Source organism: Vibrio sp. YT-18, assembly GCF_033337345.1.
In the GTDB taxonomy this organism is placed as follows: Bacteria; Pseudomonadota; Gammaproteobacteria; order Enterobacterales; family Vibrionaceae; genus Vibrio; species Vibrio alginolyticus.
Genome location: NZ_JAWOQO010000007.1, coordinates 159091 through 177742, shown reverse-complemented (window position 1 = coordinate 177742; position 18652 = coordinate 159091). Strand labels below are relative to the sequence as shown.

14 protein-coding genes are annotated in these 18652 nt (G+C 44.9%); 8 read left to right on the top strand and 6 right to left on the bottom strand.

Going from position 1 to position 18652, the window contains the following annotated elements; genetic code table 11:
• The first annotated feature begins 46 nt into the window (after window positions 1-46).
• Window positions 47-2872, top strand: coding sequence for an Hsp70 family protein (locus tag R7M72_RS11860; RefSeq protein WP_053350568.1), 2826 nt, complete (start codon window positions 47-49; stop codon window positions 2870-2872).
• Window positions 2873-2957: 85 nt separating this feature from the next.
• On the opposite strand, the gene R7M72_RS11855 is transcribed toward R7M72_RS11860, so the two are convergent.
• Window positions 2958-3152, bottom strand: coding sequence for a hypothetical protein (locus R7M72_RS11855; RefSeq protein WP_005377692.1), 195 nt, complete (start codon window positions 3150-3152; stop codon window positions 2958-2960).
• Window positions 3153-3238: 86 nt separating this feature from the next.
• Here R7M72_RS11855 and R7M72_RS11850 point away from each other — a divergent pair, with 86 nt between their 5' ends.
• Window positions 3239-3925 (top strand): DNA-3-methyladenine glycosylase I, encoded by a 687-nt coding sequence (locus tag R7M72_RS11850; RefSeq protein ID WP_213893828.1) that lies wholly within the window; start codon window positions 3239-3241, stop codon window positions 3923-3925.
• An 82-nt stretch (window positions 3926-4007) separates the two neighbouring features.
• On the opposite strand, the gene R7M72_RS11845 is transcribed toward R7M72_RS11850, so the two are convergent.
• Together R7M72_RS11845 and R7M72_RS11840 are read right to left on the bottom strand one after the other, a co-directional pair.
• Window positions 4008-4985: a Gfo/Idh/MocA family protein gene (locus R7M72_RS11845; protein ID WP_104979153.1), complete on the bottom strand. Its 978-nt coding sequence runs from the start codon at window positions 4983-4985 to the stop codon at window positions 4008-4010.
• An 11-nt stretch (window positions 4986-4996) separates the two neighbouring features.
• On the bottom strand, window positions 4997-5284 hold the full coding sequence (locus R7M72_RS11840; protein WP_115385959.1) for a putative quinol monooxygenase: 288 nt from the start codon (window positions 5282-5284) through the stop codon (window positions 4997-4999).
• A 103-nt stretch (window positions 5285-5387) separates the two neighbouring features.
• On the opposite strand from R7M72_RS11840, the gene R7M72_RS11835 reads away from it, so the two are divergent.
• The 6 genes from R7M72_RS11835 to R7M72_RS11810 all read left to right on the top strand — a co-directional run bounded on the left by R7M72_RS11835 (window position 5388) and on the right by R7M72_RS11810 (window position 13319).
• Entirely contained in the window at window positions 5388-6266 is an 879-nt protein-coding gene (locus R7M72_RS11835; protein ID WP_025766692.1) for a LysR family transcriptional regulator, read from the top strand.
• 425 nt (window positions 6267-6691) lie between these two features.
• A complete protein-coding gene (locus R7M72_RS11830) occupies window positions 6692-8035 on the top strand; it encodes a sodium/glutamate symporter (RefSeq protein WP_158159647.1) in 1344 nt (447 codons plus the stop codon).
• A 203-nt stretch (window positions 8036-8238) separates the two neighbouring features.
• Complete coding sequence (locus R7M72_RS11825; RefSeq protein ID WP_318056194.1) at window positions 8239-8730, top strand: type II secretion system protein; 492 nt, start codon at window positions 8239-8241, stop codon at window positions 8728-8730.
• Between the two features lie 271 nt (window positions 8731-9001).
• Window positions 9002-10741, top strand: a complete 1740-nt coding sequence (locus R7M72_RS11820) for an ABC transporter transmembrane domain-containing protein (protein WP_005389070.1) — start codon at window positions 9002-9004, stop codon at window positions 10739-10741.
• 3 nt (window positions 10742-10744) lie between these two features.
• Entirely contained in the window at window positions 10745-12520 is a 1776-nt protein-coding gene (locus tag R7M72_RS11815; RefSeq protein ID WP_315957021.1) for an ABC transporter transmembrane domain-containing protein, read from the top strand.
• 250 nt (window positions 12521-12770) lie between these two features.
• Window positions 12771-13319 carry a hypothetical protein gene (locus R7M72_RS11810; protein ID WP_017820633.1) on the top strand — a complete coding sequence of 183 codons (549 nt, stop codon included), beginning with the start codon at window positions 12771-12773 and terminating at the stop codon, window positions 13317-13319.
• 42 nt (window positions 13320-13361) lie between these two features.
• On the opposite strand, the gene R7M72_RS11805 is transcribed toward R7M72_RS11810, so the two are convergent.
• From R7M72_RS11805 to R7M72_RS11795, 3 genes are all read right to left on the bottom strand, one after another.
• Window positions 13362-15584, bottom strand: a complete 2223-nt coding sequence (locus R7M72_RS11805) for a TonB-dependent siderophore receptor (protein ID WP_315957020.1) — start codon at window positions 15582-15584, stop codon at window positions 13362-13364.
• A gap of 200 nt (window positions 15585-15784) precedes the next feature.
• A complete protein-coding gene (gene fhuB / locus R7M72_RS11800; protein ID WP_170893809.1) occupies window positions 15785-17761 on the bottom strand; it encodes a Fe(3+)-hydroxamate ABC transporter permease FhuB in 1977 nt (658 codons plus the stop codon).
• On the bottom strand, window positions 17758-18642 hold the full coding sequence (locus R7M72_RS11795; protein WP_005377718.1) for an iron-siderophore ABC transporter substrate-binding protein: 885 nt from the start codon (window positions 18640-18642) through the stop codon (window positions 17758-17760). The genes fhuB and R7M72_RS11795 overlap by 4 nt, the downstream gene beginning before the upstream one ends.
• Window positions 18643-18652 lie beyond the last annotated feature (10 nt).

The window sequence follows — 18652 nt, the reverse complement described above, 5'->3', positions numbered from 1 at the left end:
AAACGGCATCCAATCGGGTGCCGTTTTTAAATACACGAAGGTTTGTATGGCATCTCCTCGTTTTCTTGTTGGTATTGACCTTGGCACCACAAACACTGTTGTGGCGTACTGTGAAATCACCGACAACCTTGAACAATCCGAAGTATCCCTATTCGACATCGACCAATTGATTGGCCCGGGTGAAGTGGTTCGTAAGCCATTGCTGCCCTCTTTCCGCTATCACCCTGCGGTTGGTCAAATCTCCCCTTCTGACCTAACACTCCCTTGGGAAAACGAGCCTGTCTCTGGCGACATTAGTAATGTGATCGTGGGTGAATGGGCTCGTGAATTAGGCGCGAAGGTGGAAGGACGTCAGGTATCCAGTGCTAAAAGCTGGCTATCGCACCAAGCAGTGGATCGTAGTTCAGACATTCTTCCTTGGGCGGGCGCGCAAGACGTAGATAAAGTCTCACCCGTTATTGCCAGCGCAAGCTACCTCAACCACATTCGTCAAGCATGGAACTACCGTCACCCTAGCAATAAGCTAGAAGACCAAGATGTGGTTGTGACCGTTCCAGCTTCGTTCGATGAAACCGCTCGTAAACTCACGCTTGAAGCTGCACAGCTGGCTGGTTTAAAGAAAATCGTCCTGCTCGAAGAACCACAAGCCGTATGTTACGACTGGTACGCACGCCACCAGCAAACCGCAGCTGATGAACTCAAAGAGTTACCGCTGATTCTGGTGTGTGATGTGGGCGGTGGTACTACCGACTTGAGCTTGATTGAAGCCAGTTTCTCTTCTCAAGATGAACTAGCCCTTGATCGTATTGGTGTTGGCGAACACTTAATGCTGGGCGGTGACAACCTCGACTTAGCATTAGCGCACCTTGCGGAGAGCCGCCTTTCTCAAAATAAAGGGGAACAAAGTAAGAAGCTCACTGCTGCAAGCCTGACTAAGCTGATTCAGCAAACTCGCAAAGCGAAAGAAAACTTGCTTTCAGCGAGTGCACCTGAAGAAGTGAAGATCACCATGCTGGGCAGCGGCTCGAAACTTCTTGGCGGAACAAAGAGTATTGGGCTGAGCAAACAAGAAGTGCACCAAATCGCTTTGGATGGCTTCTTCCCGCTTTCTGATTTCAGTGAAGTACCAGACAAACGCCGCAGCGCCGTTGTCGAGTTTGGTCTTCCATACGTTGCTGACCCAGCAGTGAGCAAGCACGTTGCCGAGTTCTTAACTCAGCACCAACAAGTTGCTCGTGCCGCTCTTGGCATTGAAGACGACAAACAAAATGCCATTCCGGTAGGTTTGCTACTTAACGGTGGTGTGTTCAATAGTGAACTTGTGACTGAGCGTGTCACTACCCTACTGTCCGATTGGCGCGGCGCTCCGGTTACGGTATTAGATAACCCACATCCAGATTGGTCTGTTGCACTAGGTGCTGTTGCGTTTGGTAAAGCACGTCGTGGTGCACAGCTAAAAATTGGTGGTGGCGCAGCGCGTTCTTACTTCTTGCATCTTCAAGAAAAGAACAAGATGGGCAAAGCGCTCTGTTTGCTCGCAAAAGGTACAGAAGAAGGTCATGAGATCCGCTTAAGTGGTCGTCGCTTCTCGCTTACCCTAGGTGAACCCGTTCGCTTTAACCTGCTGACTTCTACCCACGACACCTTAACCAATAACACCTCCATTCAAAACGGTGTGATGGTGGACGTTGATCCTGACTTATTTGCTCCTCTGCCGCCTTATATCACCACCCTTGAAGGTGAAGGTGCCGAACTGCAAGCCAACCAGAAAGAGCGCGTAGAAGTGCAACTGGCGTGTCAGTTGACCGAAGTCGGTACGCTTAAGATGGAATGTGTCAGCGCAGAAGACGATAGCAAACGTTGGGAGCTGGAGTTCGAAGTTCGTAACAAGCAAACCGATGACAGCGAGCAAGTTAAGCTTCACCCTAAACTGAACGAATGTAAGGAGCTGATCGCTCGCCTTTACAGCGGTAACAAGAAAAGTGCAGAAAGCAAAGAGATCAAAACCTTAGCCAAAGATCTTGAGAAGAAACTTGGCAAACGTGACGAGTGGGATTTCACGACCCTACGTCAACTGTTCGATACCTTTGCACAAGGTCGTAAGCGTCGTCGCCGTTCTGAACAACACGAGAAAAACTGGCTTCGTTTGGCAGGTTTTGCACTGCGTCCTGGCTTTGGCGATCCAACCGACTCATGGCGTATTGAGCAAGTTTGGGGTCTCTACCAACAAAACATTCAGTTTAAGAACCATCAAGGTTGGACCGACTGGTGGGTGTTCTGGCGTCGTATCGCAGGTGGCTTGAGCCAAGAGCAACAAGAGACCATCTTGGCGGACATCGCGAAATACCTACATCCTGGTGCGATGAAAAACCCACAATCTGCCAAAGCGGCACAAGATATGGGTTACGAGTCGATGGTACGTTTGTCAGCCTCTCTGGAGCATCTAGAAGTCGAAGACAAAGTTCTATTGGCAACGTGGTTCTTGAGCAAAGCCATCAACCATAACCAGTTTGAACAAGCACACTGGTGGGCAATGGGGCGCTTGGCATCACGTACGCCTTTGTATGGCAGTCAGCATAACGTCGTTCCTCGTGAACAAGCGGAACAGTGGTTGCCTAAGCTGTTAGAGCAGAACTGGCAGAAAGAGCCAATGATCGCGTTTGCAGCTGTAATGATTTGTCGTAAAACAGGCGACCGCCTATTCGATATCTCTGACGACTACCGTGAGCAGGTACTGGCTAAGTTGAAGCAAAGCAAGGTGCCTGAATCTTGGGTATCATTGGTTGAAGAAGTCAAAGAGCTATCTGAGAGCGAATCGAAGCGTATCTTCGGTGATGCACTGCCAAGCGGTCTGACGCTGGTAAATAACTAGGCTCTCACACTTATAAACGCAACAAAGCCCTTCTCGTGAAGGGCTTTGTTTTATCTGATTCTAATAGCTGACGAAAGACGACTCGTTAGTTCATTTCCGTATTGATCACCACATCACGCGTTTCATTATCCATATCACTGATGCCAACAACTGAGATTTCACGGTCAGATAAATTCTCAATCATGCTGTCTTCTAACCCACCGTCCGTCATCCACGCATAGAATTTTTCCGCAATACGATCCGAACCTTCTCCGACAAACGTTAATGTGACCTTCTTCATTTGTGACACTCCATCAATTTACGATTCAGCCACTTAAGCGTAGTATGTTTCGCAAATATCGACATAAACTAGGACTAACTTCTTTTATGAGTATCGAAAAATTTGACGCGATTTATCAGCGCGCTGCCGAGCGTAAAGGTGGTGAAGATCAACTTGAAGCGCTTTTGTCTCATCCACTAAGCAAAGAAGAGCTGGCAGCGATTCCCGACGACCGTTGGCTGGCCGCTTTTTCGATGAAAGTATTCCAAAGTGGGATTTCGTGGAGCGTGGTTCGCAACAAGTGGCCGAACTTCGAAGAAGTGTTCTTCGGATTTAAGGTTGAGCCGCTGTTGATGCTGTCAGACGAGCAATGGGAAACCAAAGCAACCGACAAACGCATCATTCGCCACCTCACTAAAGTCATGTCGATTCCAGCCAACGCTCGTATGATCCACGAAGCAAAAATCGAATACGGTTCGTTTGGCAAAATGGTTGCCGATTGGCCGCAAGAGAAAATCACCGACCTATGGGCGTATTTGAAGAAACGCGGTAATCGCCTAGGCGGAAATACAGGCCCTTACACACTGCGTCAAATGGGCGTTGATACCTTCATCTTGTCTAGCGACGTTGAAGCTTACCTGCGCAATTGCAAGATCATTGAAGGTGGCAAAGATACGAAGAAATCGCTCGATGCTACCAACAAAGCGTTTGTTCAATGGCAGCAAGAAAGTGGCAGAAGCCTGTCTGAAATCAGCCAAATCATTGCGTTCAGCACCGGCGATAATCGCATTTAACAGAGACTGGCCCAAAACAAAACGGCGCACTGATCATTGGATTTAGTGCGCCGTTTTTATGTTCATTGGTTCAAATACAGACTTACTTTGAAGCCAGTGATTCCCACTCAGTCAGTAGCTGCATAATACGGTGAGAGTCTTCCCATGTTGCACAAGGGTTCTCTAACGATGTACGCCCTGCTTCAACCGCTTGGCGAATATTGCGCACTTGATAGAAGAAAGCGTCTCCAGCTGCCGATACAGACACCTCGCGCTTCGACGTCTCGTAAATTTCCACACTAAACTGGTTGTCTTGCGTTGGTAGCCATGGATTCGAGTCTAACGTAATACTGCCTTTACTACCCAGAATAGTGAATTGGTGTTTCAATCCATGATCTTCGGCGGTGTGTACGCTCGCCGTTTGTTGCTCACCGAATTGCATCATCAAACTCGATTCACAGATATTCCCATCGTTACCTCGTCGACCAATCGCCGTCATAGAGCGGTTTCCAACGGCTTGTTCACCCAACATGGTTTTCACCACCAAATGCACTAATGACATTGGGTAGCAACCTAAGTTATACAAAGCACCTTTGCTGTCTGGATTAACAAACTGCGCAATCGACGCAATATAAGACGTGTGGATGGAGCGAAGTTCACCAATCTCTCCCGATTCAAGCACCGAAACCAACTCGCTGATCAACGGGTGATGTAAATACATTAAGCCTTCAGCAAAGAACACCTTGTGTGCTTCTACTGCTTGAAGTGCCAGCTCGGTTTTTTCCATATCGACAGAAAGCGACTTTTCACACAGAATCGCTTTGCCCTGCTCAGCCGCTTTGACGATAAAGTCATGATGAAGGTGATTTGGCAATGCGATGTAAATAATGTCGACTTGCTCATCGGCAATCAACGCATCGTAATCGTTGAACGTATTCTCGATGCCATATTGCTCAGTGAATGTCTTTAAGTTCTGCTCCGAACGCCCAGCAACCGCGTACAGTTCACTCTTGTCATCGCCTTGGATTGCCTCAGCCATGACACCTGAGATAAAGCTTGTGCCTAAAATACCCCATTTCATGTTCGCCTCTCCTATTGAGCTTGGGTTTCGAATGCTTGAACTAACTCCGCCATTTCAGCCGCAATAAACGCTTGTGTATGCGGCATAGCAAAATGCGCTTCAATCGCGGCTCGGTTTTCATATCGCTCCCAAAGAATCACACGTTGTGGGTCTTTCGAATCGTAGGTCGCATTCGCTTGCAAGCACCCCGCTTCGCTTTGCATATCAAGGCAAAATTGTTCAATGGCTTCAACCACTTGTTGTCTTGGCTTATCAGCATTCATTTTCAGTTCGGCGGTAACAAAAATCGTATCATTCATGATGGCTCTCTTTCTCCATTCTTAATCATACGCCCACTGTAATTAACCTCATTTGATTGATAAACTCTGCTTTAGTTATTTCTTTATCAACTCTGGGTGTGCAATGGATAAATTAACAAGCATGAAAGTTTTCGCTTACGTGGTCGAACACGGCAGCTTTCGTAATGCAGCACACCACTTTGATATTTCACCGACCATGGTTGGCAAGCACATGAGCTTTCTTGAGCAAAGCTTAGGTACGCAGCTGATTCATCGCACCACGCGCAAACAGTCCTTGACCGAAGCTGGCAGACTCTACTATCAAGAGTGCCACCGCATTATTGAAGACATCACCAACGCAGAGAACCTAATCCAGACGCTGATCAACCGCCCAACTGGAACAGTAAAAGTTAACTGCCCAGTTACCTATGGTAAAAAGGTGATTGCGCCCATCGTGGCTGACTTCTTAGCAGAATTTCCCGAACTGAACGTTGAGTTAATGTTGGATAACAGTTTGATTGACCCATATCGAAGCGAAGCAGACGTGATTATTCGTATTGGTGAGTTGGTCGATTCATCGTTAGTTGCAAGAAAACTCGGGCAATACGACATGACTTACTGCGCCTCACCCTCTTATCTTAAGCTGCATGCCCCTATCCAATCGCTTGATGACCTTGAACATCATCATTGTTTGGGATTTCAGTACCACCAAGGGGAAAGCCAACAGGTGGTGAACATGCCATCTAATACCTTTGGAAACAGCAACACCCGATTAACGTCTAATAATGGTGATGTGCTTAAGTTTGCCGCGTTAAAAGGCTCTGGTGTTCTTCTTCAACCAAAGATCTTAGTTGAACAGGAAATTCAATCTGGTGCCTTGGTAGAAATTCTCCAGCAACATGCTCCCAAGCCAAAACCTATCCACCTGCTTTACCGTTCAAAACAGCTTTCCCTTAAAAACCGTACCTTGGTCGATTTTGTTCTTTCTCATGTGAATCCATAACGTCACCCCATAAAGCGGCGACAATTTAACCATTTAATTAACTTTTGTTGTCGATATGACAAATATTATTGCTTGTTAATTGTCTTTATTTTTCATGTTGTTAGTCAGAGACACCCATTAACTAGGCATAATTTATTGATTCACACCAATTGCATTGCTCTGACAAAGTGACTAGGATTGCCGCCTTTCCTGAGTGAACTATCAAAAAATATCGAGAAATTTAATCTAATTTCTCTTCCTGTTCGTGTGCAATCACAACATTTACACTCATTTCAAATTGCATAAGCACATTCCTTTGCTTATGAAAACGACATTGATTTCTCAACGCTTTTAGTCACGTATGTGGCTTTTTGGCTTGAGAGAGATTTTTATTCAAGGTAGGTCACAAGGACGCTACCCCTTGACTGCATTTACTGGAGGATAAGATGCCTAAAGGTCTAATGCTGACTGACTTAGCCATCGCTGGCTTACTATTGATTTTGGCAAAAGTCATTCGCGTTCACGCGCCATTACTACAGCGTATGTACATTCCATCGGCGGTTCTCGCAGGATTATTCGGTCTAATTTTTGGACCAGCCCTGTTAGACGTACTGCCTTGGACCGATACGTTTACCGCTAACGCAAGCCTATTAACTGCTGCACTTTTTTCTGCGTTAGGTCTGGCAACGGATGTTCCATCACCTAAAACCGTCGCACAGCGTGCTGGCTCATTGTGGGCGTTTAACCAAATCGCTTCTGTTTCTCAGTGGTTGTTTGCGGCAATGTTTGGTCTAGTTCTCACAACCTTCTTCTGGCCAGAGATTAATCCCGGCTTTGGTGTGACAATGTCTGCGGGCTTTATGGGTGGTCACGGGTCTGCCTCTGTTGTTGGTGAAATCTTCACGGGGCTTGGCTGGGAAGATGGCTTCACACTTGGCTTAACGTTCGCAACCGTGGGTATTTTCATTTCAATTTCTGTCGGCATGCTCATGCTGCAATTCGCATTGAAGATGGGTTGGATTCGTAGCTTTACGACATTCGATAGCATGGATGAACACGAACGCAAGGGGCTCGTTAAGCCTGATGATCAAGAGCCGGTAATGAAAGACACCATGTCTTCCCTGTCGGTTGATTCTTTTGCGATTCACGCGGCGTTGGTTGTAGTGGTAACAGCTTTCTCGTATGTAGCGGCTAACTACTTATCTTCTTTCCACGATAAGGTACAAATCCCTACGTTCGTAACTGGCTTCCTTGGCGGCATGCTCGTGCGAATCGTCGCGAAACAAACGAAAGCTTCACGCTATCTTTGTGACGGTGCATTCAAACACGCTGCGGGCATCAGTACCGATTATTTGATTATCTTTGGTATCTCAGCCATCAAGATTACCGTCCTAGCCCAGTATTTAATGCCGATGGTAGTGCTTGCAATCGGCGGTATCGCCTTCACACTATGGCTAATCTTCTGGGTTGCCCCACGTATCATGGGAGAAGATTGGTTCGAGAAAGGCATTTTCTCTTGGGGTTGGTTAACCGGTACGGTTGCCATGGGTATTGCGTTGCTTCGTATTGTTGATCCAAAAATGCGTAGCAAGGTGCTTGATGATTACGCCATCGCTTATGTCCCTGGCTCAATCACTGACATCTTCATCATCTCTTTGATGCCAATCGCGATGTATAACGGCATGCACTGGCAAGCGCTTGGTGTAGGATTAGGTTACATCGCAATTGTCTTATTTATTTGGCGATTCATTTTTAAACGTAACAGCAGTGCTCTGACACACGAATCTTAGTCGCTTTACTCGGGAGGATTTTATCCTCTCGAGTTCATTCCTTGGTTTTTCTCAAAATCACTCCCCACCTCGAAAATAAGCAACTTGTTTTATATTTGAGATTTGCAATCCCGATCTCTTATTATCATTCTTTTTTAATACTTGACCTGAAAGTTTCTATATCAGAATAGCCGCCTATTCGTTTCTAAACATGGAGAAAGGCTGTGCGTCGCTCTCAAGGATTTACTCTTATTGAACTCATTGTGTGCATCATCATTCTTGGTATTGTAAGCGTCGTTGCATTTCCTAAATTTCTTGGCTTACAAAAAGATGCCAGAGTGGCGGTTCTATATGGAGCCAGAGAAGCACTCATGACCGCCAACAACTTTGTCTACACCAAAGCAGTGATTCAATCTCAAGAGACAGTAGATGGCGGCATACAATATAACATTGATCTAGATAATGACGGCCATAACGACCTAATTGGTTACTTTGGATTTATCAAAAATGTTATTCCAGCAAAAGAGCTAGCAGGCTTTGATCCGCAACTCACTATTAACACTTGGTATGGGGTAGATAGCCCAGACGAGCCCTACTTCCTTATTGGTTTTGCAAACAAGCCTGTTGGTCCAGAACATATGTGTTATGTCGAAGTTTACTACCCAGAAACTCCTGGTGGCCAAGTGAAATACAAAATACAAACTGAAGATTGCTAATTCCCATATAGAGTGGCAGTAACACTTTTACTTTTGGTGTCTTCATCGTTATTGCAAGGTAATGGCTCCAAAACAACCATTAACAACTATTTCACATAATGTCGTCGCACAGTTAGCTCATAGAGATAAAACCAGTAATTTGCGCCGACACATGGCTATAATTGAAACAATCTATCGTTTTTAAACCCGCCTATAACTTGTGCTTGTAAACTCATCATTTCGCTCAATAATAGTTCTATAACAAATTCAATAATTTAAAGCGGGAGGCGTAATGAGAATATTCTGGCAGCTACGTTGGTATTTCCAACAAAAGTGGAGGCACTATGTCGGATCCATTCTGCTTTTCGCTGTGATATCAGCACTACAGCTTGTTCCGCCCAAAGCAGTTGGCATCATAGTTGACGGCGTCGTAGACAACACTTTAGATACAAATACGCTGATTCTATGGCTCTCAGGGTTAACTGTACTTATCTTTACCATTTATGGGTGTCGCATCTTATGGCGAATTTGGCTTTTCGGCGCAAGCTGGGAGCTCGGGACCATTCTACGTAACCGTCTATATAGGCATTTATCGACACAGCCACCTCGTTTTTTTGAACGTTACAAGACGGGGGATCTGATGGCTCGTGGCACTAATGATGTGCGTAATATCGTTATGACAGCCGGCGAAGGGGTTTTAACCGCCGCAGACTCTTTGATCACTGGTATTGCGGTTTTAATCATTATGGTAACGCAAGTAAGCTGGAAGCTCACCGTAATGGCGCTTCTTCCAATGCCATTTCTTGCCATCATCATCTTCTTTATTGTGCGCATCCTACATCAACGCTTTCGTGTCGCTCAGGAAGCCTTTTCTACCATGTCAGACATGACACAAGAGTCACTTAATGGCGTGCGAATGCTGCGTGCTTTCGGATTAGAAAACCAAGAGCAGCAACGTTTTGAAGAGGTTGTGGATGATACTGGCGAAAAGAACATCGCTGTTGCAAGAGTCGATGCTAGATTTGACCCGGCAATTCAGTTAACCATCGGTCTTTCTTTCCTTCTTAGTGTCGCTGCTGGTGCTTACCTTGTTGATAAAGGTGAGATCACGCTTGGTGATCTGACCGCATTTACGATGTATTTAGGGTTGATGATATGGCCGATGCTGGCATTCGCATTCCTATTTAACATTTTAGAAAGAGGCTCAGCTGCATGGAACCGACTACAAGAGATCTTTGATGAAAAGCCAGAAATTATCAGTGGTAATAAGCCAATAGAAAATAAACCACTTCCGTTAAAAATTGATATCGACGATTTCCACTGGTCTAGTGATTTACCGCCCGCTTTGACGGAAGTAAACATCGAACTTGAACCCGGAAAAATGTTGGGAGTTGCAGGGCCTGTAGGAAGCGGAAAATCGACCCTGTTAACACTACTTTTGCGTCAACATGATTTAGAAAACGGCTCAATTAAATTCGGTGATGTCGAGATCAAGGATGCCCTACTTCCACAGTGGCGAAACCGCTTTGCTGTCGTTAACCAAAGTCCGTTTCTATTCTCCAAATCTATCTTCGACAATATTGCCTTAGGCAACCCTAATGCAGAGAAAGAAGAAGTCTATAGAGCAGCAAAGTTAGCCTGTATACATGACGATATTGAGAAGTTTCCTGAAGGCTACCAAACAGAAGTTGGTGAAAAAGGCATTACACTCTCCGGCGGGCAAAAACAACGTATTGCGATAGCACGCGCTATGCTGCTGAATGCCCAAGTGTTGGTTTTGGACGATGCACTTTCCGCTGTTGATGGACGGACCGAACATCAAATCCTTAAGAATTTGGAAACACACTACCGTGATCAAGCCCTAATCGTTATTGCGCACCGCCTCACCGCTTTGGAAGCAGCAGACGAGATCATTGTATTGAATCACGGACACATTACTGAACGTGGGCAACATAGCGCTTTATTAGCGCATAAAGGCTGGTACGCCGAGATGTTCGAGTATCAGAAACTAGAGCAGGCGATGGAGGAATAATGAATGAACCAGACCAGCACGTTTAAACGGTTAATGTCTTACCCATTATCTCAACCAAAGCCAATGATTAAAGGACTCGCCTTGCTGTTTATTGCTGCGTTAGCCAGCGCTGGCGGCCCTTGGTTGATTCAATATTTCATTGATGAGCACATCGCTAAAGGTGACTATTCACAAAATGTTCTGATTTCGCTAGCAGTAGGTTATATCGCTCTTCAGATCGTATCGGCAACATTCCAGTATTTTCAGTCATTGCAATTTAGCATTGTCGCGGCTAACACGATCAAAGCGATTCGTAAGCAAGTATTTTCTGGCGTGATTAAGCAGCCGTTATCTGCGTTTGATTACACGCCTGCTGGAAAATTGGTGTCGCGAATCACCAACGATACGGAATCTTTACAGCAATTTTATGAGCTTTTGATCGCGACCGTGGTGAAAAACGTGGTCATGATTGTCGTAATGCTTGGCGTTATGTTTTTCATGAGTTGGAAGCTCACACTCGTTGTGCTTGTATTGCTGCCGATCGTCATCGGCTTTATGTACTTGTTTAAGCAGCTAAGTACAGAAAGCTACCGAAAGATGCGTGACCTATTGACTGATATAAATGCGAATCTGAGTGAATCCATTCAAGGGATGAGTGTCATTCAATTAATGCAACAAGAAGAGCGTTTTAATAAACAGTTCAACGAGCTAACCGCAGAGCATCTGGTGGCATCTAAACGAGTGATTCGGCTAAACGGCTATCTGCTAAGACCATTAATGGACTTACTCGCTGGTCTTGCGTTGCTTTGCTTGGTTGCGATCTTTGGTTTTAATGGTATTGAGTTGATTGGTGTGGGGGTACTGTATGCATTTATCAGTTATCTTGCGCGAGTTACTGAACCACTAATTGAGATGACTCAGCAACTTGCTCTACTTCAGCAGGCGTTAGTGTCAAGCGAACGTGTTTTTGAATTGATTGACGCGAAAGAACAAACTTACGGGGACGATCATCAACCATTAAGGTCAGGTGCTATCGAACTTAAAGACCTCACATTTAGCTACGATGGTAAACAGGACGTCCTAAAAGACATTTCGTTGAAGGCCAACCACCAAGACTTTATCGCGCTTGTCGGGCATACAGGAAGCGGTAAAAGCACCTTAGCGTCACTGTTAATGGGCTTTTATCCAACGCAATGTGGTGAACTGCTCATAGATGGTCGTCCACTTCAGACATTAGGGAAAGACGTACTTCGCAAAGATGTGGCAATGGTTCAACAAGATCCACATATTCTCCCTGCTTCAGTCAGAGAAAACATCTCTCTCAGTCGGGCGGTTGATGACAATCAAATATGGGATGCGTTAGACAAGGTAGGTTTGGCAGAACAAATTCATCGTTACCCTAACGAGCTAGACACGCAGTTAGGTCAAGGCGAAACTAATTTATCTGCGGGTCAGAAACAGCTTTTGGCGTTAGCACGTGTGCTTGTGGTAAAACCTAAGATATTGATATTAGATGAAGCAACCGCAAATATTGACTCAGGAACAGAGGCTTTAATCCAAAAGAGCTTGGCGGTACTCAGACAAGACATGACGCTCGTTGTTATTGCTCATCGGCTTTCAACTATCTTAGATGCAGACCAAATCATTGTTCTTCATCATGGGGAGTTAGTCGAGAAAGGCACACACAAAGCACTCTTAACGCAAAATGGTCGTTATGCTCAAATGTATCAGTTACAGCAAGCAAACCGACACCTACAACAGATTGAAGAAGACACCAAGCAACTCGAAGAAGCGGTGTGATTTTATGCCCGTGCCTTCTTTTATTTAGTCGGCATGGGCATAATTGGTGTAACTTCAAAATTTAGCCTTGTAAGCTTCCAATTTCTTCATAATGTGAACTAATTTTCTATTTCTTACCTATTATTGACATAACCCCTCGCTATATCACGCAAGGTCGTTGTAAAATCGTACGGTACTTAAGTCTACTGCCTGTGGCATTGGGCTGAATTCCGCTTTCTAATTATGCACATTAATCTCATGACACAAGTCCATGGACAAAGATAAGTTTACTAACATCTATCGCTTGCCTGGTTCGATTCAAATTCGTATCGGTAAATGGCAAAAGACGTTCCGCGGCACCTCTGATTTAGTTTTACATCAGGCGCTAATGGAGCGTAATAAGCAATTTAAGAAGCCAGACTTTTTACCTAAAGGCTGGTGTGTCACTCCTGTTGATGAAAACGACATTACCATTACGCATCACGGTAAATATATCCAAACCGTTATGCGCACAATGCTGGACAGAAAGGTCTCATACAAGCGACTGTTCCTATCTCGAATGAGTCTCGAAGATGGTGAAAAAGTGCTCCACAATTACAAGCTGGAGTGGGTAAGAAAACATAACCAGATCGCCAAAAAGTACAATCAAATTAAAAAGAAACAATATATGAACTTTGCAAGAGAAGAAGAGGAAACCCTCTACCCTTCGATTCCAAAGGGTGAGTTTGACAAAACATTATGGAACAAACTTGTCGTATCATCGTTTGGTCCGCAGAAAAAGTACAAAAACCCGCACTTTGTCCGTAAAGCCGATTTCTAAATAAACACCCCTAAAGTTAGGGGTGTTTATTTATACGTTAACTCACCAGTCGTAAGTTAAACTTGCAATAACATTTTGTCGGTCGCCATACCAACAAAAACCATCACATGTCGCTATGTACTTTTTATCCGCGATGTTTTTAGCTGCGACTTGTAGCTTGTAATCGCCGATTCGATAACTGACCGTCGCATCCATTAAGAAATAACTTGGTACTTTTAGTCTCTCTTCATTGTCTCCGTATGACTCACCTGTATAGCGCGCGCCTAAGCCAACAGCAAAGCCATCAAGAGGTCCATCAAAGAAACGATAATGTGCCCAAGCTGATGATACGGTATTCGCCACTTGGGAAGGTGTTTTGCCAACCCATGCCTTATTGATGTCTTCTTTTATCTCTGCATCAACGTACGCAATGTTCCCGATCAATGTTAAGGATGGTGTCACATTAGCTACAGCTTCAAACTCAACGCCGTTATTTTCTATTTTTCCTATTTGCGTTAATTCACTCAAGTAGATACGAGCCAAGTTTTCTTTTGTTGCCCGATACGTTGCAATATTGAAATAGCCATCAAATGAATCCGGTTGGTATTTCATACCGATTTCAAATTGATCACCGCTTTCAGGCTTCGCTGGCTTACCATTGCTGTCTTCTTGAATAATTGGATCAAAGTACTGAGAGTAACTAAAGTATGGCGTGAAGCCAGAATTAGAAATATAAGCCGTTCCCACGCTAAACGTCCACTCTCCATTATCGACTTTCGTGCGAGCACCCGTGGTAACATTATGTACTTCATTACTTGTATCGTCGTAACGTGCGCCCAATAACATCGCCCATTTATCGTTGATCAGCATATGATCTTGAAAGTAGACGCCGAGCTGCTGATTATCGATTTTCGTTCTTTGTTTATCGGTTTCGCTCAATGGTTGTAGCGTATTCGGATCGAGTAACATTATGTTATCCGAATAAGTAGGATTAAATACATTAAACCTAGGATCGGGCAAAGCTCCCATTGGTGTGTTTAATAATGCATTACCATCAGCAACTATAGGGTCATTGGCAAAATCTTTACCATCGATACTGATCATTTGAAAATCTATGCCCAACATCAAGTTATGCTCAACACTTCCCCCATTTACTTGGTGCATCAAACGATTATCGATATTAAAAGCATCAGATGACCCATCTTCTGTTGAAGCACCCCGAAGTATGGTTTTGCGTTCATTTGATGGGTCCAAAGCCGGCCCCAACGCAGGCACGTCAGCCGAGTAAACGTACGAATACATTTGTCTTAGCTTAACATCCATTTCGCTGTAACGAGCTGCTTGAACAAATGAAGTGGTATCATTAAATGCATGAGAAAACTCATAGCCTAAAGACACCTGCTCACGCTCAAACGTCTCCCAGTTAGGATTGCCTATCGCTAAACTATCACTGATCTTTCCATTTTTGTTTGGCGTTAACGTTCCTTCAACTGGCAAAAATTGCAGATAAGGATCTGAGTCGTCTTTTTGATAGCTCGTTAGAAAGGTAATTTCAGACGTCTCATTAAATTTGTACGTCATCGATGGAGAGAGAAGAATGCGCTCTGCTTCTACCCCACTAATTCTCGTCCCATTTTTTCTCGCTAACCCTTGAAAGCGGAAAGCTAGCTGCTCACTCACCTCAGAGTTTACGTCAAGAGAAAGTTGTTTACGGTCTTCAGAACCGTACTCCAAAGATACAAGTCCTGACCCCCCATCAAATTGAGGTCGCTTACTGACAACATTGATAACCCCACCTGGAGGGTTTTGCCCATAAAGAACAGACGCTGCACCACGTAAAACTTCAACCCTCTCTAACGCAAACGGATCTATTTGCCAACTATAGAAGCCAGAAGAATATAAACGGGTACCATCTTGATACAACCCGCTGTTCGCTTGTTTAAAACCACGAATAATAAACCAATCTTGCTTGTTATCTTCGCCGAAATAATTAGTTTGAATGCTTGGTGTGTACTGTAGTGCGTCAGAAATGCTAATAGAGGCACGATCATCCATTTGCTCTCGCGTAACAACAGACACCGCTCTTGGAGTCTCATTGATAGCAATATCAGTTTTCGTCGCTGCCCGACTCTTCGCTCCGAGATAACTAAAATCTGGACCAACTGCACTGTCTTGCTGCTGGCCAATCACAACTATATTTTCATCTTCCTGAGCCAAGACATTTGGCGTTGATAAAGCTAATACAACCGCCATCGACGTTGGTGTCAGCATAAACTGCCGAGTCATATTCTTCTCCTTTTTGTCGGCAGCCAAACCAACCCTTCATGACTTCAGCGACCGCTGAAAGAAAAGCGAGTTACGGCATCGCCAGTTGTTTCCGTAAAAGACAAACCAGAGGTTTTGCATAAAGCACTCGCATAGGTTACGAATGCCACTACGAGTGCTTATTTGTATAAGTACTTTCTTGGTTGAGGCTTAGCTCATTTCTATAAGCGGCGTAAACCCCACATTAAATACAAACCGCCAATGAGAGACGCCATAAGCCCTGTTGGTATTTCTTGCGGGTAAAGGACCTGTCGTCCCAACCAATCAGCCAACAACATCACCCCTGCCCCCAGTATCGCGGCGCATAACATGTGTTGTGACGCTTTGTTAAAACCAAATAAGCGAGCTAAATGCGGAGCCAACAACCCAACAAAGCTAATCGGGCCAACAACCAATGTCGCACTGACCGTGAGACAAGCAACTAAAAGAAGCAGTATTGCGCGTGAACGATCAACTCGAATTCCAAGTGCTTTAGAGGAAGCGGCACCGACAGGAAGAATATCTAGCCATCTTACGCAGAGAAAACTCAACCCTATAAAGACAAGCGCAGATAAAGACAATGGGAGTAACGTTTCAACCGAGACATAGTAGGTAGACCCAGACAACCAAGCCAATGCTTGATAACTTCTTGGGTCACCAGTGGCTAGAATAAAGCTCTGTATTGCATTCATCAGTGCGGTTATTGCAATACCAGTCAACAAAATACGCTCCGGCTGAAAGCCTGACTTACGGTTTAGCAGCACAATGACTAATACCGTCGCTAATGCGCCTACGAGCCCGCCTAGAGAAAGAGTGAAAATTGACGAACCAAACCCAGTAAACATCGCGATGATCAATCCCATCGCTGTCCCTGAACTGATACCGATCACTTCAGGACTTGCCATTGGGTTTCCACTTAGGCGTTGAATCATGGTTCCAGCAATCGCTAACATTGCCCCCGCAATTGCTGCTGCAAATAATCTAGGTGCGCGCCATTCCAAAAAAATCCAATTTTGGCTAGCAAATAAATTTGTCCACCCTTCATTTTGCACAGCAACCGTGGCAAAAAGAACAACAGAAATTAACGTGCCGATCAACGCCAATGAGATCGCTTTAGGGTTTAGCTTGTAAACATGTTGACGGTGTCGAGTTAACACTGTTTGAGTATGGCCCTGCGTCTTTTGTGATAAACGAGGTAACAGCCATAACAGTAACGGAGCGCCCAATGCAGCCGTTGCTGCTCCCGTTGGTATAAAACTCGCCATTAGCCCTGGCAGTTGCTGAATAACCAAATCGGTTAAAGTCAATAACATGGCACCAATAAGCATTGATACCCAAAGCTTATGCTGGACTTTATTGATACCTATCAATCGAGTAATCGCTGGCGCCGCTAACCCGATGAAACCGATGATTCCTACGGCAGAAACCACCCAAGAAGTGATTAACACCGCAAGCCCAAGACAGACAAAACGCAACTTAGCTAGCGAGACACCTAAACTCTTGGCACCTTGCTCGGAGAGTTCCAACAGACTTAACGGCTTTGCAATCACAAATGCAACGACCGTAGCAAGTGCGATTCGAGGGGCAAGATACGAGAAATCTCCCCATCCACTCTGAACAAGCGAACCGGCTCCCCATATCATTAACCCATTCAGCTTTTCGGTATTCATCATCAGAATAACCGTACTTAATGATGCAAAGTACAGGTTTATCACTAACCCAGAAACGACGACAACCGTTGGAGATAACGCTCGTCGCCATGACAACAGCATCACCAACCCCATCGATATCACACCGCCGATGAGAGCAACCAAATTAGGCGCGATATCCAACATCCAAGGTGCGAATAGCGTAGCTAACATCAAAGCAAAACTTGAACCGCTCGCCACACCAAGTGTCGTGGGTGAAGCGAGAGGGTTACGCAGCACTTGCTGCATCAATACCCCAGCAACCGCTAATCCAGCACCAGATATAATCGTGGTGAAGACTCGAGGCCACCAGCTAAAGTGAAGTAAAACAGAATCGATAGATTGAAAGTTAGGCTCCCATAAACTGCTTAGAGCTAACGAAAATGAGCTTACTTGGTACAATTGGAAAGCACCAATAGAAAAGGTAAATGCCGAAAGTAACACCACAAAGCTTAAAGGCATCGTTTTCATTGTGTTAACTCCTCGACCTTACTCGCCGTAACTAACTCTGCGAAACGGAGGGCTGAAGGCATAGAACCAAAACTCCAAACGGGCGCGACTTGCATGACCTTTTCACCAGATTGTTGAACAACATATTGCCAAAATGGGTCTTGAGAGAGCTGCTCCGCTCCACCATAAGGTAATGGCTCTACGATAACGATTTGAGCTTTTATGCCAGCTAACTTGTCGATGCCAACTAGGCTGAAGCCCCAGCTATTCGTCTTTTCATTCCATGCATTACTCAGCCCAATCTTTTCGATAGCCTGGGAGTAAAGACTATTTTGACCAAAAACACGTACGTGCTTTGTATCCATAAACTGAATCATTAGAAGTGGCGGCTGGCCTTTATTTATACGCTGTTTTAATAAAGACAAACGTTTTTCATATTGTTGGATAAGCGCCTCTGCTTCCGCCTCTCTTCCCAGCTCTTCACCAAACCTCCGAGTGAAACTGGTAAGTACCGACCAATCCGTAATCCCGCTTTCATATAAGTCAATGGTGGTAACCGGGGCGATATCAACTAAGCGATGCTTCATTGAGGAGAAGTACGGGGCAATAAAAATACGATCAGGTCTGAGCTCGTAAATGCGCTCTATATTGGGTTGAGTTCTTAACCCTACATCCTTCGTTTGAGGTGGTAACGGTGGCGATTTTACCCAAGCATCGTAATCTTGCCCTTGAGCAACGCCTACAGGTACGACCCCTAAAGCCAACATCGTTTCAGTTTGTGTCCAATCAACCGACATCACCCGAGGTGATGCGTCAGCTAGTGCTTGAAAAGAACTGACCAAAAGCGCACTAAGTGAGAGAGCGAAAGAGAAATGTTTAAGTCGAGTGTTTGTACTGCTCATTATTCCAACC

What these genes read in the sequence shown, in the direction of transcription:
- R7M72_RS11815 (WP_315957021.1), top strand. Translation starts at nt 10,745, where the DNA reads ATGAACCAGACCAGCACGTTTAAACGGTTAATGTCTTACCCATTATCT.
- R7M72_RS11810 (WP_017820633.1), top strand. Translation starts at nt 12,771, where the DNA reads ATGGACAAAGATAAGTTTACTAACATCTATCGCTTGCCTGGTTCGATT.
- R7M72_RS11805 (WP_315957020.1), bottom strand. Translation starts at nt 15,584, where the DNA reads ATGACTCGGCAGTTTATGCTGACACCAACGTCGATGGCGGTTGTATTA.
- R7M72_RS11860 (WP_053350568.1), top strand. Translation starts at nt 47, where the DNA reads ATGGCATCTCCTCGTTTTCTTGTTGGTATTGACCTTGGCACCACAAAC.
- R7M72_RS11840 (WP_115385959.1), bottom strand. Translation starts at nt 5,284, where the DNA reads ATGAATGATACGATTTTTGTTACCGCCGAACTGAAAATGAATGCTGAT.
- R7M72_RS11835 (WP_025766692.1), top strand. Translation starts at nt 5,388, where the DNA reads ATGGATAAATTAACAAGCATGAAAGTTTTCGCTTACGTGGTCGAACAC.
- R7M72_RS11850 (WP_213893828.1), top strand. Translation starts at nt 3,239, where the DNA reads ATGAGTATCGAAAAATTTGACGCGATTTATCAGCGCGCTGCCGAGCGT.
- R7M72_RS11845 (WP_104979153.1), bottom strand. Translation starts at nt 4,985, where the DNA reads ATGAAATGGGGTATTTTAGGCACAAGCTTTATCTCAGGTGTCATGGCT.
- R7M72_RS11855 (WP_005377692.1), bottom strand. Translation starts at nt 3,152, where the DNA reads ATGAAGAAGGTCACATTAACGTTTGTCGGAGAAGGTTCGGATCGTATT.
- R7M72_RS11795 (WP_005377718.1), bottom strand. Translation starts at nt 18,642, where the DNA reads ATGAGCAGTACAAACACTCGACTTAAACATTTCTCTTTCGCTCTCTCA.
- R7M72_RS11820 (WP_005389070.1), top strand. Translation starts at nt 9,002, where the DNA reads ATGAGAATATTCTGGCAGCTACGTTGGTATTTCCAACAAAAGTGGAGG.
- R7M72_RS11830 (WP_158159647.1), top strand. Translation starts at nt 6,692, where the DNA reads ATGCCTAAAGGTCTAATGCTGACTGACTTAGCCATCGCTGGCTTACTA.
- fhuB (WP_170893809.1), bottom strand. Translation starts at nt 17,761, where the DNA reads ATGAAAACGATGCCTTTAAGCTTTGTGGTGTTACTTTCGGCATTTACC.